This is a genomic window from Ralstonia sp. Ralssp110, assembly GCF_047325135.1.
In the GTDB taxonomy this organism is placed as follows: Bacteria; Pseudomonadota; Gammaproteobacteria; order Burkholderiales; family Burkholderiaceae; genus Ralstonia; species Ralstonia mojiangensis.
On record NZ_CP168610.1, the window covers coordinates 1,532,307 to 1,546,611 of the forward strand.

Genomic DNA, 14,305 nt, shown 5'->3' on the forward strand with positions numbered 1-14,305 from the left:
CAGGCTCGTAGCTCAGCTGGTTAGAGCACCACCTTGACATGGTGGGGGTCGTTGGTTCGAGTCCAATCGAGCCTACCAACGCATTTAGCAGGACGCGTCGGGTAGGGTGTCCAAGCCGTCATCCTCGCAATTCCCGGGCTTGTCCCGTACAACTGAACACAAGGCGAAATATGATTCAGGCACCGCGAACTACAACCGCTTCGGAGCGACAGTAGTCAAGGTGCGTTTTTCGCCCTTTGCGGTCTGCCCAAGCGGTGGATAGCGCAAATGAAAACGCGGCCTTGGCCGCGTTTTTTTTCGTCCGCAGTTTCGTGTCACGCGTGGCGATCAAGCTGAAAGCGCTTCGAAGCATTCGATTCGACAACCTGCTGCGCTGATTTGGCGTGGCGCACGACAGAATAACGACCGCTGTGCATCTCTGAAACCTGAAATGCGCAACGGTGACTCCACAGGAGCAAGCATGATCGCAATCACGTTGCCGGATGGTTCCCGGCGTGAGTTTCCCGGCCCGGTGACGGTGGCCGAAGTGGCACAGAGCATCGGAGCTGGGCTGGCCAAGGCCGCGCTGGCTGGCCGCGTGGACGGCCAGATGGTCGACACGAGCTACACGATTGACCGCGATGCGAAGCTCGCCATCATCACAGACAAGGACGCCGACGGCGTCGACGTGATCCGTCACTCTACGGCCCACTTGCTGGCTTACGCAGTCAAGGAGTTGTATCCGGACGCGCAGGTCACCATCGGTCCGGTCATCGAGAACGGCTTCTACTACGACTTCGCCTACAAGCGTCCCTTCACGCCCGAAGATCTCGTCGCCATCGAAAAGAAGATGGGTGAACTTGCCAAGAAAGACGAGACGGTTACGCGTGAAGTGCTGAGCCGCGACGAGGCGGTCAAGCTGTTCCAGGGCATGGGCGAAAAGTACAAGGCCGAGATCATTGCCTCCATTCCTGAGGATCAGGAAATTGGTCTGTACCGCGAAGGCAATTTCGTTGATCTCTGCCGCGGCCCGCACGTGCCGTCCACGGGCAAACTCAAGGTCTTCAAGCTGATGAAGGTGGCTGGTGCCTACTGGCGCGGCGACCACAACAACGAGATGCTCCAGCGCATCTATGGCACGGCCTGGGCCAAGAAGGAGGACCAGGAAGCCTACCTGCACATGCTGGAGGAGGCCGAAAAGCGCGACCACCGCAAGCTCGGCCGCGAACTGGACCTCTTCCATATCGACGAGTACTCGCCTGGCACGGTGTTCTGGCACCCGAAGGGCTGGACGCTGTGGCAGGAGATCGAGCAGTACATGCGCCGCGTGTACCGCGAGAACGGCTACCAGGAAGTAAAGGGGCCGCAGATTCTCGACAAGTCGTTGTGGGAGAAGACCGGCCACTGGGACAAGTACCGCGAGAACATGTTCATCACGGAATCGGAGAAGCGCGAATACGCGCTCAAGCCGATGAACTGCCCGGGCCACATCCTCATCTACAAACAGGGGATCAAGAGCTATCGCGATCTGCCGCTGCGCTTCGGCGAATTCGGTGCCTGCCACCGCAACGAGCCTTCGGGTGGCCTGCACGGCATCATGCGCGTACGCGGCTTCACGCAGGACGATGGTCACATCTTCTGTACGGAAGACATGATCCAGGCCGAGGTGACCGCATTTACGACGCTGCTGCAGAAGGTCTACAAAGATTTCGGCTTTACCGAGATTCTTTACAAGCTATCGACGCGGCCGGACAAGCGCATCGGCACCGAAGAAAGCTGGGATCGCGCCGAAGCCGCATTGGCCGAAGGTTTGCGTGCCTCGGGTTGCGAGTTCGAGTATCTGCCAGGCGAGGGTGCGTTCTACGGTCCGAAGATCGAATATGTGCTTAAGGATGCGCTTGGCCGTCAATGGCAATGCGGCACGATTCAGGTCGACCCGAACCTGCCTGAACGCTTGGATGCCGAGTTTGTTGGCGAAGATGGTGCGCGCCATCGCCCCATCATGCTGCACCGGGCCATTGTCGGCAGCCTAGAGCGCTTTATCGGTATCTTGATCGAGCAATATGCCGGAGCGCTGCCGACGTGGCTTTCACCAGTGCAGGTTGCGGTGCTCAGCATCACCGATGCGCACGCCGAATACGCACAATCCGTTGCGCAATCCCTGCAAAAACAAGGATTTAGGGCGATCGTCGATTTGCGGAATGAGAAGATTGGGTATAAAATCCGCGAGCATTCCGTGCAGAAGGTCCCATACCAGGTTGTGGTTGGCGACAAAGAGCGGGATGAAAATCAGGTGGCCGTGCGTGCCCGTGGCAACGTCGATCTAGGCTCCATGCCGGTGTCGGCGTTCGTTGAGCGACTGCAGAACGATCTCGCCAACAAGTCATGAGCTGGGCACGGCCTGTTTTTTTGATTCTTCGAGGACATCAACATCGCTACTGACAAATCTTCTCACCGCCTCAACCGCGAGATCACCGCGCCGGAAGTCCGGCTAACCGGGGTTGATAATGAGGCGCTCGGCATCGTCAAACTGTTCGACGCGCTGCGTCTGGCAGAAGAGAAGGACGTCGACTTGGTCGAGATCGCGCCGACTGCAACGCCGCCAGTCTGCCGCCTGATGGACTATGGCAAGTTTAGGTATTCGGAGCAGAAGAAGGCTCACGAGGCCAAGCTGAAGCAGAAGGTCATCCAGGTGAAGGAAGTCAAATTCCGCCCTGGTACCGACGACAACGACTACGGCGTCAAGCTGCGCAACGCAACGCGCTTCCTTGAGGATGGCGACCGGGTAAAGGTTACCTTGCGCTTCCGCGGCCGCGAAATGGCTCACCAGGAACTCGGCATGCGTGTGCTGGAGCGTATCAAGTCTGACCTGGAGGAATTCGGTCAGGTTGAGCAGATGCCGAAGATGGAAGGTCGCCAGGCAGTGATGATGTTGGCGCCCAAGAAGAAAAAGTAATGCAGTGGCGGTCGGGCGATTCCGACCGCGCTGAGCAGGTTCCAGACGGAAACGTCGGAAGACGCGGCAGGTGTCAAAGCCTGCCGCGATACAACAAGTGAGCCCGGGTCTTGCAAGTGTCGGCGCCAGCCGTCCACCTGGCTTCATGTCAAAAACGGAGTTGTTCCATGCCGAAGATGAAGACGAAGAAAAGCGCCTCCAAGCGCTTTACTGCCCGTCCTGGTGGCACGATCAAACGTGGCCAAGCCTTCAAGCGTCACATCCTGACCAAGAAGACCACCAAGAACAAGCGTCACCTGCGCGGTACCGAGGGCGTCCATGAGACGAACCTGAAGTCCGTTCGCGCAATGATGCCGTACGCCTAACCCTAACTAACTACGAAAGGAGCATTTCATGCCTCGAGTAAAACGTGGGGTCACAGCGCGGGCCCGTCATAAGAAGGTTATCAGCGCAGCCAAGGGTTACCGCGGCCGCCGCAATAACGTCTATCGCATCGCCAAGCAGGCGGTCATGCGTGCTGGCCAGTACGCTTACCGCGATCGTCGCAACAAGAAGCGCGTGTTCCGCGCTCTCTGGATTGCACGTATCAACGCTGGCGCACGCGAGCATGGTCTGACCTACAGCAAGTTCATGAACGGCCTGAAGAAGGCGTCCATCGAGCTGGACCGCAAGGTGCTGTCGGACATGGCCATTCACGACAAGGTGGCTTTTGCTGCCATCGTGAACCAGGTGAAAGCCAACGTCGCCTGAATTGGATTGGCCGGGCAGGCCGCTGGAATTGCCCAGTAAGTTTGCCGGCTGATCACCCTGACGGGGCTCTCACCGAGCCCCGTTTTTTATTCCGCGCATTTCGCGGACCCGAATCACCCCGAATTTTTTCGCTCGCCTTCCCATGTCACTGGATCTGGATCAAGTCGTCGTCGATGCCCAAAACGCGTTTGCCTCCGTGGAGGACAACGCCTCGCTGGAAAACGAGAAGGCGCGCTTTCTCGGCAAGTCCGGCGTGCTGACCGACTTGCTCAAAGGCTTGGGCAAGCTCGATCCGGAGACGCGCAAGTCCGAAGGCGCGCGCATCAACCAAGCCAAGAGCCGTGTTGAGGAGGCGCTGAACGCCCGCCGCCAGGCGCTGGCTGATGCGCTGATGAACGCCCGCCTTGCAGCCGAGGCGATCGACGTAACGCTGCCAGGCCGCGATGTGGCCGAGGGTAGTCTGCACCCGGTGATGAATACCTGGGAGCGGGTCGCCAAGATTTTCGGTTCGATCGGTTTCGATGTGGCTGACGGCCCCGAAATCGAATCGGATTGGATGAACTTCACGGCGCTGAACAATCCGGACAACCATCCGGCGCGCTCGATGCAGGACACGTTCTACATCGACGGTCGCGATAGCGAAGACAAGCTTCTGCTGCTGCGCACGCACACCAGCCCGATGCAGGTGCGCTATGCCCGCATGCACGTCGAGAAGTACAAGCATCTCGACCGCATTCCGCCGATCAAGGTCATCGCTCCGGGGCGCACGTACCGCGTTGACAGCGATGCCACGCACTCGCCGATGTTCCATCAGGTCGAAGGCCTCTGGATTGCAGACAACATCAGCTTTGCCGACCTGAAGGGCGTCTATACCGATTTCCTGCGCAATTTCTTCGAGCGCGACGACATCCAGGTGCGTTTCCGCCCGTCGTATTTCCCGTTCACCGAGCCGTCGGCCGAGATCGACATGGCATTCGGCAACGGTAAATGGCTGGAGATCTCCGGTTCCGGCCAGGTGCACCCGACCGTGGTTCGCAACATGGGCCTGGACCCTGAGCGCTACATCGGCTTTGCGTTCGGCTCCGGCCTGGAGCGCCTGACGATGCTGCGTTATGGCATCGACGATCTGCGCCTGTTCTTCGAGGGCGATGTGCGTTTCCTGCGCCAGTTCGCGTAAGCGCCGAGCGCTCGCACTGGTACTTTATCGCCCCGTTAATCGAATTCTCTTTCCTGTCGCGCCATGCAATTTCCGGAATCCTGGCTTCGCAGTTTCGTCAATCCGTCGATCACCACGGATGAACTCTCCCATCGTCTGACGATGGCTGGCCTCGAGGTGGAAGAGGTCGACCCCGTTGCGCCGCCGTTCTCGCAGATCGTTGTCGGCCATGTGGTCGAGGTGAACAAGCACCCGGACGCCGATCGCCTCAACGTGTGTAAGGTCGATGCGGGTACGGGCGAGCTGCTGCAGATCGTCTGCGGCGCGCCGAATGTGTCGGTAGGCATCAAGGTGCCGTGCGCGATGGTCGGCGCCGAGCTGCCGCCAGGCGAAGATGGCAAGCCGTTCAAGATCAAGATCGGCAAGCTGCGTGGCGTGGAGAGCTACGGCATGCTGTGTTCGGCGCGCGAGCTGAAGCTGTCGGAAGACCACGGCGGCCTCCTGATGCTGCCGGAAGACACGCCGGTGGGCGAAGACATCCGCAAGGTACTCGATCTGGACGACCAGATCTTCATCATTAAACTCACGCCCAACAAGGCGGACTGCCTGTCGATCCACGGCGTGGCACGTGAAGTTTCCGCTCTGACGGGCGCACCGATCACCATGCCGTCGATGGCACCCGTTGCGGTAGCGCTGGCTGACAAGCTGCCCGTCAAGGTTGAGGCGCCGGACCTGTGCGGTCGCTTTTCTGGTCGCATTATCCGCGGCGTAAATGCGCATGCGAAGACACCGGCCTGGATGGTCTCGCGCATCGAGCGCGCGGGCATGCGCAGCGTGTCGGCGCTGGTCGATATTTCGAATTACGTGATGCTGGAGCTGGGCCGCCCGTCGCACGTATTTGATCTGGACAAGATCCACGGTGGCCTGACGGTGCGTTGGGGCAAGGCCGGCGAAGCGCTGAAGCTGCTCAATGGCGACACCATCACCGTCGACGAGAAGGTCGGCGTGATATCGGACGAGCAGGCCATCGAAAGCCTTGCCGGCATCATGGGCGGTGACAAGACGGCCGTCACGCTCGATACGCAGAACATCTACGTCGAGGCCGCATTCTGGTGGCCGGAAGCCATCCAGGGCCGTGCACGCCGCTACAACTTCTCGACCGATGCCGGCCATCGCTTCGAGCGCGGCGTTGACTATGCGACGACCGTTGAACACATCGAGCGCATCAGCGCGCTGATCCTCGAAATCTGCGGCGGCCAGGCTGGCCCGATCGACGATCAGATTGTCAACTTGCCCAAGCGCGAACCGGTGCGCATGCGTGTCGCACGTGCTGCACGTGTGCTCGGTATTCCGCTGTCGCACGACGTTGTGGCGGACGTGTTCAAGCGCCTCGGCCTCACGTTCAGCGTGGACGGCGACGTGTTTATCGTCGAACCGCCGTCGTATCGCTTCGATCTCGAAATCGAGGAAGACCTGATCGAAGAAGTCGCCCGCATCTACGGTTTCGAGCAGATTCCCGCCAAGCCGCCGGTGGCCGAGAGCGCGATGCGCCCGACCGACGAGGCACGCCGCACGATGCACGACGTGCGTCACGCCGTTGCCGCGCGCGATTACCACGAGGTCGTCAACTTCGCCTTTGTCGAGACCGAATGGGAAGCCGACTTTGCTGGCAACACCAACCCGATTCCGCTGCTGAATCCGATTGCCAGCCAGTACTCGGTGATGCGCAGCACGCTCATCGGCGGTTTGCTGGACAAGGTGCGCTACAACCTGAATCGCAAGGCTTCGCGCGTGCGTATGTTCGAGGTGGGACGTGTGTTCCACCGCGATGCGAGCGTCGCCGACGGTGGCCTGTCGATCGCCGGCTACGCGCAACCGATGATGGCGGGCGGCATTGCATATGGTCCGTCGAAGGAAGAGCAGTGGGGCGTGCAGACCCGTCCGATCGATTTCTTCGATGTGAAGGGCGATGTCGAGTCGCTGCTGTGGCCGCTGCAGGCGCGTTTCGAGCGCGCCGAACATCCCGCGCTGCATCCGGGGCGCTCCGCGCGCGTGGTGCTGAATGGCCGCGCCATCGGCTGGATCGGTGAACTGCATCCGCGTTGGCTGCAGAAGTACGATCTGGCGACTGCACCGGTGGCGTGGGAAGTCGAGCTAGACGCCATTACCGCAGTAGGCTTGCCGAAGTATCGTGAAGTGCCACGTGTGCCGGCCGTGACGCGCGACATCGCGCTGGTTGTGCGCCAGGATGTGGCGGTGCAGGATCTGGTCGACACGTTCGAGAAAACGGCTGTCGGCACCCCTTGGCAGCGTTATCTGCAGGGCGTTGTGCTGTTCGATGAGTTCCGTCCCAAGGCCGCCACGGCTGCCATTGGGGCGCAGGAGAAAAGCCTTGCCTTCAGAATTACGTTGCAAGATACTGACAGCACCCTTCAGGACGACATTGTCGAGGCCGCCACACAGCAACTGATTCGAGCGGCCGGCGATGCATTTGGCGCGCGCCTGCGCGCTTGACGTCTCAGACGTCCGCACTGCGCTAGAGACAGCTCGAACGAACCTCCGCATTCGGATCGAATACGCTAAGCGAATCCTATGAACGATCAACACGCGCCAGCGTTGGCGGCATCCTTGGGCGACTCGCTCGGTTCTTCTTCGGCAGCATTGGCCGACGCACGTGATGCGCGCGGTCAGGACGTGCCGACGCTTACCAAGGCCGAGCTTGCCGAGATGCTGTTCGAGCAGGTCGGCTTGAACAAGCGTGAGTCGAAGGACATGGTCGAGGCATTTTTCGACGTGATTCGCGAGGCGCTCGAACAGGGTGATAGCGTCAAGCTGTCCGGCTTCGGTAACTTCCAGTTGCGCGACAAGCCGCAGCGCCCGGGCCGAAACCCAAAGACGGGGGAGATCATCCCCATTACCGCGCGTCGCGTCGTTACGTTCCATGCGAGCCAGAAGCTCAAGGCGCTCGTTGAAGAGCGCGTCGAGCCGCTGCCTGTCGACGTCGCGTAACTCTGCTGCGTGATCTCGTTCAGCTGTCCGTTCAATCCGTTTCTTTCGCCAGCCCTGTAGTTCAGCCCTGTATGGCCGCCGATAAACACACGGAGCGGGTCAACCTGCCGCCGATTCCTGCCAAACGCTACTTCACCATTGGCGAAGTGAGCGACCTGTGCGCAGTCAAGCCGCACGTGCTGCGCTATTGGGAGCAGGAGTTCACACAGCTCAAGCCCGTCAAGCGACGCGGCAATCGGCGTTACTACCAGCATCATGAAGTGCTGCTGATCCGGCGTATTCGCGAGCTGCTGTATGAGCAGGGCTTCACGATCAATGGCGCGCGGAACCGGCTGGACGAGTTGCGGCATGGCGTGGCCGCAGCGTCGCCGGTCGAGGCCGAAGAATTGGAAATGGAGGTTGCGGCGCCGATGTCCGTCGCTGCGAGCGCGTCGGTGGATGTTCAGGACTTGCGGCGTGAGCTGTCGGCCGTGCTGGAAGTGCTGCGTATCGACAAGCCATAAAGCCCATATTGCAGACAAGAAGCGCTCAGATAGAAACGAAAAAGCCCGCGTAACGTGATCCGTTACGCGGGCTTTTGTTTTGGTCGGGGCGAGAGGATTTGAACCTCCGACCACCTGCACCCCATGTAGGTGCGCAATCAGTCGCAAAACCGCGCCGGTCAACGGTTTCTAAGAAAACTGTCCAATATTGTGCTTATTTCTTAAGCACGTGGCCATGCGGCTTTCCGGCACGTCGGGTGGCTCATATTTGACAGAATTTCAAGCCGCCGGAAGCGTGAGACGAACGTTTGAAACCGGCACGTCGCGCTGCTTGATGTAGCCCTCGGTTGTTGCCCGATCAGTGTGCGCGCCCGCGATCTGCAGCTCGTCGATGTCGTACCCGGCGCGCTTGGCATCGGTCAGCGCCTGGGCGCGAATGTCCTTGATCGTGTAGCCCGTGTCGGTCAGGCCGGCGCGTGCCTTGGCGTCGTTCCACGCATCGCGGCAGGCTGCCGCCGTCTTTGGCTTGCCGTTCTTGTCCCGCACCACATAGTCGCCGCCGATGGGCTCGATCTTCTTGGCGCGCTTCAGCACTTCCTCAATCTCGGGCGTGAGCGGCCAGTCCACGGCCTCGCCGCTGCTGTCTTCCGTCTTGGTGGGCACGAACCGGATCAGCTTTCGCTTGGCGTCGATGTCTGCCCAGCGGAGGTTGCGGATCTCGGTCGAGCGCTGGCACGTCAGGTAACACAGATCGACGAACACCTGCATCATGGGGCCAGTCGGCGTCTTCTTACCGTCGGCGGCCACGGTAAGCGCGTCGCGGATGGCAACGAAGTGCTCAGGCCGGATGTAGACCTTGCGCACCTTCGGCTTTTTCACCTTGATCTCCCGGACCGGGTTGATCTGGATGTGCCTCTTGCGCACCGCCCAGGAAAAGAACGACTGAAGCCACGCCTTCATGGCCCTCTGGGTGTTGAGCTTGTTGCCCCAGTTGCTGGTCAGAAATTCTTCGCAGGCCTCGACGTCCACCAGCTCGATGTCGAAGTTCGCAAAAGCCTTGCGTACCACCTCGCCGCGGCGTTCCCACTCGGCCCGATACGATGTCGCGTAGCCGGCCACGTGCTGGTCCATGTAGATACGCACGAGGCGCGGCATGGTGCGCTCGCCAACATCGATCGACACCTTGCGCTTCTCGTCCGCCAGACGCTCGTACATGCGCGTTTCACCGTCATCGATGCGACACAGCTTGATCCACTTCTGATCGTTGGGCCGGACCCAGTGGAAGCTACCGTTGCGCTTGTAGACGCGGCTCGGCAGCCCGTCTGGCTTCGTGCGACGGCGTGCGTTCATGCTGCTCTACCGACGCGCACGAGCTTGGGCCGAGCCGCCGCGTGCGCGTCATTCGATGGCGTCATGCCGCCGGCGCGCCGGGCCTGCATGATCTCGTAGGCTCCCCACGTCAGGGTCAGGCTGCCATCCGCGCTCTGCACGGGCCTTACACCGAAGTTCATCAAGAACCAGCGCACGCGCGCCGCGTTCTGCTTCAGTTTGGTCACTCGGTACAGGTCGGCTTCGGTCATCAGTCGTTGGTTCATGATGTCAAATCCTGTTGCGCCCGCACTCTAGCGGGCATGCGCCACCTACGATGGCGCGATGTATCGATCAAACCTCTATCGTGAGTCGCTGCGCTGGTGGGCGGCAACTATCGTCATCGTCTGCGTTGGCGCCATGGGCGCTTGCGGGATGTATCTCTAGCCTCAGCAATTTTGTAGCGGCTTGCGTGCTAGCATTCCCGCAATCTTTCGGAGGCGAGCGATGTTCGATCTCACGCAATGGATGCGCGCATATCCCGGGCAGGTCTTCCGAGACTTCGAGATGACTGTTACGCAGAACGGGAATGGCCTGTTCACCAAGCCAATGCCCACCGCAGAGCGGCCGCATCGTACGAGTCGCGAGTTTCTCGTGGTTCTTGAGCGTGACGTACGTGAGGCACTGGATGGCGGTGACGCGGCGACCCGAAACGCAATCGGGCAACGCTCGATCGACGTTATCAATCGGGTCTTCGCGGGCGGTGTGGACTTGGGTGAGGCCAGCGATCCGCAGATTCGTATTCACCTCGACAGTGAGGTGCTCGACGAATGGCTGAGAGGTCCGGAGTAAAGCGACAAGACAGCGAGGAACCATAGCTCCTTCCATTGCCGCCACTGTTGCACAGCGGTAGCTCGCAGTGTCCGTTGCCGCAGCGCGCATATTGTCACTTGCCAGTCCCGCATTCTTCAGGGTGGCAATGAGCCTCCTCACAACGCCCCCCGCTTCGGCCGAACAGCGCCGTTGATCTTCTGCATGCCCATCCGACGCCCACCGCGGCGCGCGGACTCGATGACTTCCTGACACGAGCGGTGCGTCTTGACGGCGCTGTCGAGATCTCGTGCGCAGGGGATGCTGATGCTCTCCCACACGACCTCGCCATTGACGCGCAGGGTGTAGCTGCAATGCAGCGAGCCGGGCAGGGGGCGGCGTTGCACGTCGTGCTTGCCGATGCGGAGGGTGGCGGGGGTACGGTTCACTATGCGATGCATGATTGGTCTCCGTTGCGGCTGGTCAGTCGTCGAAGTCGCCTGCAGCCAGTTTCTTGAGGTCGACCCACACTCGGCGGGTCGTGCGAATGCGCGGATGGGTGCGGGCGTGCGCGGATGCCTCGATGGCGGTGCGGATGGGGCCGGCGGCGAGCGCTTGCGCATCCGTGCAGATGAGGCGGAGCTTGTTGCGCTCGGCGAGCACGGCCGCGTCCGCGATGGGGCGCGGCGGCATGTCAGGCCCCGAGCACCATTGCGGCATCGGGCGCGATGGCGCCAGCGAGGCCGAACGCGATCAGCACGACGGCGAGGCCGAGGGCGGGGTGATGGCTGAAGTAGCCGGACGCGAGGCGGTGGAGGAAGGAACGGTGCATCGTGTCCTCCTCATGCCTGGCGCTGGGTGATGCGCGTGGGCTCTGTCTCGGATGACTCGTCGAGATGGAGGGCGTATGCGTGGAAGGATAGGACCGCACCGAGGGCGGCGAGGTAGGCGAGGGCGCCGGTGAATCTAGACAGGGTGTTCATCTGAGCTCCACAAGACAACTGAAGCAAAGATACCCATGGGGAATATTAGAAACAATACCAGAAGGTACTTAAAGATGTAGAGATGTGTGACCGCCGTTTAATGTAGCCGTTTGGTTCTGGATGCAGTTGTATAGAGCGCCGACCAAGCGCTGCAGGATCGCTGCTCTGTTTTCGATTTGCAGTTGGCTAGCTTGGAGAGGGCATCGGCAATCCGAAGCCCTTTCTGCAGCTTCCGCCGTTAAGTTGGCACTTTCACAGATAGAAGTGTCTCGACCAGGGAAATCCAATAGGCGATACCAGTCCCGATGATCGAATCATTGAAATCGTAGTAGGGGCTGTGGAGTTGATGCGATGTGAGACCGGTTTCGCACTGACTGCCAGGTAGTACGCCATTGCCCAAGAATGCGTAGCAGCCGGGCTTCTTTTCAAGGAAGAATGCGAAGTCCTCGGAGGCCAGCGCGCGGTCGACGTTCGTATCGAGCCTGTTGTGTCCGACAACGGATAGCATTGCCTCAGCTGCGTCGCCGGTCTCTTTTTCGTGATTGAACAAGGCCGGGTAGATTCGTTCAAGAGCAAAGCTTGCATTGACTCCAAATGCGGCGGCGATGTTCTCCACAATCGCCGACATCCGATGCTCGATCAGATCCAGTGTGGCGGGGTCGAAGGTGCGGACCGTTCCAGAAAGCGTGGCCACTTCGGGAATAATGTTGTCCGTGGTACCAGCATGGATCTGCGTGACGGACAGGACGGCGGGGCGGTTTGGATCGACATTTCGCGAGACGATTGTCTGCCAAGCCTGGGCGATTTGCACTGCCACGACAACCGGGTCTAGGCTGTGGTGCGGCTGAGCGCCGTGCGAACCCTTGCCGGTGATTTTTGCGTTGAAGGTGCTGCTGGAAGCCATGAGAGGGCCGGCTCGCACGCCAAATGAGCCGGCCGGCATGCCCGGCCAGTTGTGGATGCCGAAGATGGCGTCGATCCTGAACCGCTCGAACAGCCCGTCTTCAATCATCCGTCGGGCGCCTGCGCCGCCTTCCTCGGCGGGTTGAAATACAAACTGGACTGTGCCGTCAAAGTCGATGTCTTTGCTGAGCTGCATCGCGGCGCCTAGCAACATCGCTGTATGCCCGTCATGTCCGCAGGCATGCATTTTCCCGGCCAACTGCGAGGCATGAGGGAACGTGTTCAGTTCCTGCAATGGCAGCGCATCCATGTCTGCGCGCAGCGCAATGCATTTATCAGAGCGTCCCTTCTTGAGCGTGCCCACGACGCCGTACCCGCCGACGTGCTCTACGACTTCAATACCGCAATCGCGGAGCGTCTTGGCAACGAAGGTGGACGTCTTTTCCTCCTCGAATTTGAGTTCGGGATGTGCGTGGAGACAGCGTCGGATGCGAACGATTTCCGAATAGTCAGCGTGTTCGTGTTTGGGGCTTTTCATGCTTCTAGGCTTGCAGGTTGAGCCGCGTCTGCAGGCGCGGCTTCTTGCGTGAGGTGGAGTCGCTTCAGACCGATCGGGTGCCGTAAGCCAGCCTGCCGAGCGCCATAACGCCGATGAGCACGAGGCTGACGAGGGCTGCTCCTGACAGGTAGAGGCCAATGATCAATTTGTCCCCGCTGATATGGATGAGGGTGGTGACTGCAAGCGGAGTGAGGCCTCCAAAAATCGTCACACCCAGCGCGTAGGAAGTGCCGACACCGGTTGCGCGGTACTCGGTGGGGAAAATGTCAGCCAAGACCAACGGTGCGCAGGCAGCATACAAACCAAGGAAAACCGAAATGATTGACTGCACGGCGACCAACGTCAGAAGGCTCGGGTGGGAGGCGAGCACTGAAAACAATGGGTATGCCAGCACACCCGCAAGCCCAGCGCCCCATGCCATTGGCTTGAATGGTCCGACTTTGTCTGCAAAAGTGCCGACCAACGGACAGACCAATATCAACGTGATGCCACAGGCGATCTGCCCAACGTAACTTGCCACTAGCGGCAGGTGAAGATCGCGCACAGCATAGGTTGTGAAGTAATTGGATACTTGTGCCGCTACGGTCCAGAAGACCATGATTGCGATGCCAAGAAAAATGCGGCCGGAGTGCGCGCGCAACCCTGAGATGAAAGAGGTGTGCGTGTGGCCGGACGCCTCAGCGCGCACGAATTCCGCGGTTTCGGGAATTGAGCGGCGGATATACCAACCGACGGGGCCGATGAGCAAGCCGACAAGGAAGGCGATCCGCCAATACTCGGTAAGGATCTGTTGCTCGCCAAAATACTGAGTCAGGCCAAGTCCAATCAACCCGGCTACAAGTACGCCCCCACCTTGTGCCACCTGCTGAAATGAGCTGAAAAGCGCGCGGTTCGATTGGGACGCGTTCTCAATCAACATTGCCACATTGCTGCCGATTTCCCCGCCCGCTGAAAAACCTTGTACCAGGCGCCCGAGAACCAGAATAAGGGGTGCAGCAATTCCAATGGCTTGGTACGTCGGGCAGATTGCCGGTACCAGTGTGCCCAGCGCCATGAGGAGCAGCGTGAGGCTCAGCGCGTTCTTGCGGCCGGCACGGTCCGCGTAGCGGCCAAGAATCAGCGCGCCCAGCGGACGCACTATGAAGCCTGCGGCGAACGTCATGAACGTCAGTATGAGCGCGACGTACTCATCGCCCGATGGGAAGAATGCCTTCGAGATCGGTACCGCGAAGATGGCGAAGGCCAGAAAGTCGTATATCTCCAGGACGTTCCCGATTGTTGCGGCAACAACCGTACGTCGTTGAACAAGCGCGCTAGGGCTGTTCATGTCTTGGGCAAGCACACTGTCGTGCATGGCAGTCTCCTTATTTGTTATGAGAGTGCGCGGCAGTGTAGGATGGGGAAGCTATA

16 protein-coding genes and 1 tRNA gene are annotated in these 14,305 nt (G+C 60.1%); 10 read left to right on the forward strand and 7 right to left on the reverse strand.

Annotated features, from left to right (window positions below; all coding sequences use genetic code 11):
- Position 1 precedes the first annotated feature (1 nt).
- From ACEN9T_RS16000 to ACEN9T_RS16040, 9 genes are all read left to right on the forward strand, one after another.
- Positions 2-78, forward strand: a tRNA-Val gene (locus ACEN9T_RS16000).
- 382 nt (positions 79-460) lie between these two features.
- Positions 461-2,368, forward strand: coding sequence for a threonine--tRNA ligase (gene thrS / locus ACEN9T_RS16005; RefSeq protein WP_413708241.1), 1,908 nt, complete (start codon positions 461-463; stop codon positions 2,366-2,368).
- 42 nt (positions 2,369-2,410) lie between these two features.
- Positions 2,411-2,935 (forward strand): translation initiation factor IF-3, encoded by a 525-nt coding sequence (gene infC / locus ACEN9T_RS16010; RefSeq protein WP_369812430.1) that lies wholly within the window; start codon positions 2,411-2,413, stop codon positions 2,933-2,935.
- 167 nt (positions 2,936-3,102) lie between these two features.
- On the forward strand, positions 3,103-3,300 hold the full coding sequence (rpmI, locus tag ACEN9T_RS16015; protein ID WP_004636003.1) for a 50S ribosomal protein L35: 198 nt from the start codon (positions 3,103-3,105) through the stop codon (positions 3,298-3,300).
- A 28-nt stretch (positions 3,301-3,328) separates the two neighbouring features.
- Entirely contained in the window at positions 3,329-3,685 is a 357-nt protein-coding gene (rplT, locus tag ACEN9T_RS16020; RefSeq protein ID WP_012762124.1) for a 50S ribosomal protein L20, read from the forward strand.
- Positions 3,686-3,827: 142 nt separating this feature from the next.
- Positions 3,828-4,862, forward strand: a complete 1,035-nt coding sequence (gene pheS, locus ACEN9T_RS16025) for a phenylalanine--tRNA ligase subunit alpha (RefSeq protein ID WP_413708242.1) — start codon at positions 3,828-3,830, stop codon at positions 4,860-4,862.
- Positions 4,863-4,925: 63 nt separating this feature from the next.
- Positions 4,926-7,355 carry a phenylalanine--tRNA ligase subunit beta gene (gene pheT, locus ACEN9T_RS16030; protein ID WP_413708243.1) on the forward strand — a complete coding sequence of 810 codons (2,430 nt, stop codon included), beginning with the start codon at positions 4,926-4,928 and terminating at the stop codon, positions 7,353-7,355.
- A gap of 78 nt (positions 7,356-7,433) precedes the next feature.
- Positions 7,434-7,850, forward strand: a complete 417-nt coding sequence (locus tag ACEN9T_RS16035) for an integration host factor subunit alpha (RefSeq protein WP_092969979.1) — start codon at positions 7,434-7,436, stop codon at positions 7,848-7,850.
- A 71-nt stretch (positions 7,851-7,921) separates the two neighbouring features.
- Positions 7,922-8,353 carry a MerR family transcriptional regulator gene (locus ACEN9T_RS16040; RefSeq protein WP_413708244.1) on the forward strand — a complete coding sequence of 144 codons (432 nt, stop codon included), beginning with the start codon at positions 7,922-7,924 and terminating at the stop codon, positions 8,351-8,353.
- Between the two features lie 258 nt (positions 8,354-8,611).
- Here the strand turns inward: ACEN9T_RS16040 and ACEN9T_RS16045 are convergent, their stop codons facing one another.
- Both ACEN9T_RS16045 and ACEN9T_RS16050 read right to left on the reverse strand, forming a co-directional pair.
- A complete protein-coding gene (locus tag ACEN9T_RS16045) occupies positions 8,612-9,682 on the reverse strand; it encodes a tyrosine-type recombinase/integrase (RefSeq protein ID WP_413708245.1) in 1,071 nt (356 codons plus the stop codon).
- The gene (locus tag ACEN9T_RS16050) at positions 9,679-9,927 is read right to left on the reverse strand and encodes a hypothetical protein (protein ID WP_413708246.1); all 249 of its coding nucleotides are present in this window, start codon (positions 9,925-9,927) and stop codon (positions 9,679-9,681) included. The genes ACEN9T_RS16045 and ACEN9T_RS16050 overlap by 4 nt, the downstream gene beginning before the upstream one ends.
- Positions 9,928-10,147: 220 nt before the next feature.
- Here ACEN9T_RS16050 and ACEN9T_RS16055 point away from each other — a divergent pair, with 220 nt between their 5' ends.
- Positions 10,148-10,492: a hypothetical protein gene (locus ACEN9T_RS16055; protein WP_092969987.1), complete on the forward strand. Its 345-nt coding sequence runs from the start codon at positions 10,148-10,150 to the stop codon at positions 10,490-10,492.
- 137 nt (positions 10,493-10,629) lie between these two features.
- Here the strand turns inward: ACEN9T_RS16055 and ACEN9T_RS16060 are convergent, their stop codons facing one another.
- The 5 genes from ACEN9T_RS16060 to ACEN9T_RS16080 form a co-directional block, all read right to left on the reverse strand.
- On the reverse strand, positions 10,630-10,911 hold the full coding sequence (locus ACEN9T_RS16060; protein WP_413708247.1) for a hypothetical protein: 282 nt from the start codon (positions 10,909-10,911) through the stop codon (positions 10,630-10,632).
- 22 nt (positions 10,912-10,933) lie between these two features.
- Entirely contained in the window at positions 10,934-11,143 is a 210-nt protein-coding gene (locus tag ACEN9T_RS16065; RefSeq protein ID WP_092969991.1) for a hypothetical protein, read from the reverse strand.
- 1 nt (position 11,144) lies between these two features.
- Entirely contained in the window at positions 11,145-11,282 is a 138-nt protein-coding gene (locus ACEN9T_RS16070) for a hypothetical protein (RefSeq protein ID WP_413708248.1), read from the reverse strand.
- Between the two features lie 389 nt (positions 11,283-11,671).
- On the reverse strand, positions 11,672-12,874 hold the full coding sequence (locus tag ACEN9T_RS16075) for a M20 aminoacylase family protein (protein WP_413708249.1): 1,203 nt from the start codon (positions 12,872-12,874) through the stop codon (positions 11,672-11,674).
- Between the two features lie 64 nt (positions 12,875-12,938).
- The gene (locus tag ACEN9T_RS16080) at positions 12,939-14,249 is read right to left on the reverse strand and encodes an MFS transporter (RefSeq protein WP_413708250.1); all 1,311 of its coding nucleotides are present in this window, start codon (positions 14,247-14,249) and stop codon (positions 12,939-12,941) included.
- Positions 14,250-14,305 lie beyond the last annotated feature (56 nt).

Coding starts and splice junctions, on each gene's coding strand:
- thrS (WP_413708241.1), top strand. CDS start 461: ATGATCGCAATCACGTTGCCGGATGGTTCCCGGCGTGAGTTTCCCGGC.
- ACEN9T_RS16045 (WP_413708245.1), bottom strand. CDS start 9,682: ATGAACGCACGCCGTCGCACGAAGCCAGACGGGCTGCCGAGCCGCGTC.
- ACEN9T_RS16050 (WP_413708246.1), bottom strand. CDS start 9,927: ATGAACCAACGACTGATGACCGAAGCCGACCTGTACCGAGTGACCAAA.
- ACEN9T_RS16065 (WP_092969991.1), bottom strand. CDS start 11,143: ATGCCGCCGCGCCCCATCGCGGACGCGGCCGTGCTCGCCGAGCGCAAC.
- ACEN9T_RS16070 (WP_413708248.1), bottom strand. CDS start 11,282: ATGCACCGTTCCTTCCTCCACCGCCTCGCGTCCGGCTACTTCAGCCAT.
- ACEN9T_RS16060 (WP_413708247.1), bottom strand. CDS start 10,911: ATGCATCGCATAGTGAACCGTACCCCCGCCACCCTCCGCATCGGCAAG.
- ACEN9T_RS16080 (WP_413708250.1), bottom strand. CDS start 14,249: ATGCACGACAGTGTGCTTGCCCAAGACATGAACAGCCCTAGCGCGCTT.
- pheT (WP_413708243.1), top strand. CDS start 4,926: ATGCAATTTCCGGAATCCTGGCTTCGCAGTTTCGTCAATCCGTCGATC.
- ACEN9T_RS16040 (WP_413708244.1), top strand. CDS start 7,922: ATGGCCGCCGATAAACACACGGAGCGGGTCAACCTGCCGCCGATTCCT.
- rpmI (WP_004636003.1), top strand. CDS start 3,103: ATGCCGAAGATGAAGACGAAGAAAAGCGCCTCCAAGCGCTTTACTGCC.
- pheS (WP_413708242.1), top strand. CDS start 3,828: ATGTCACTGGATCTGGATCAAGTCGTCGTCGATGCCCAAAACGCGTTT.
- ACEN9T_RS16075 (WP_413708249.1), bottom strand. CDS start 12,874: ATGAAAAGCCCCAAACACGAACACGCTGACTATTCGGAAATCGTTCGC.
- ACEN9T_RS16055 (WP_092969987.1), top strand. CDS start 10,148: ATGTTCGATCTCACGCAATGGATGCGCGCATATCCCGGGCAGGTCTTC.
- ACEN9T_RS16035 (WP_092969979.1), top strand. CDS start 7,434: ATGAACGATCAACACGCGCCAGCGTTGGCGGCATCCTTGGGCGACTCG.
- rplT (WP_012762124.1), top strand. CDS start 3,329: ATGCCTCGAGTAAAACGTGGGGTCACAGCGCGGGCCCGTCATAAGAAG.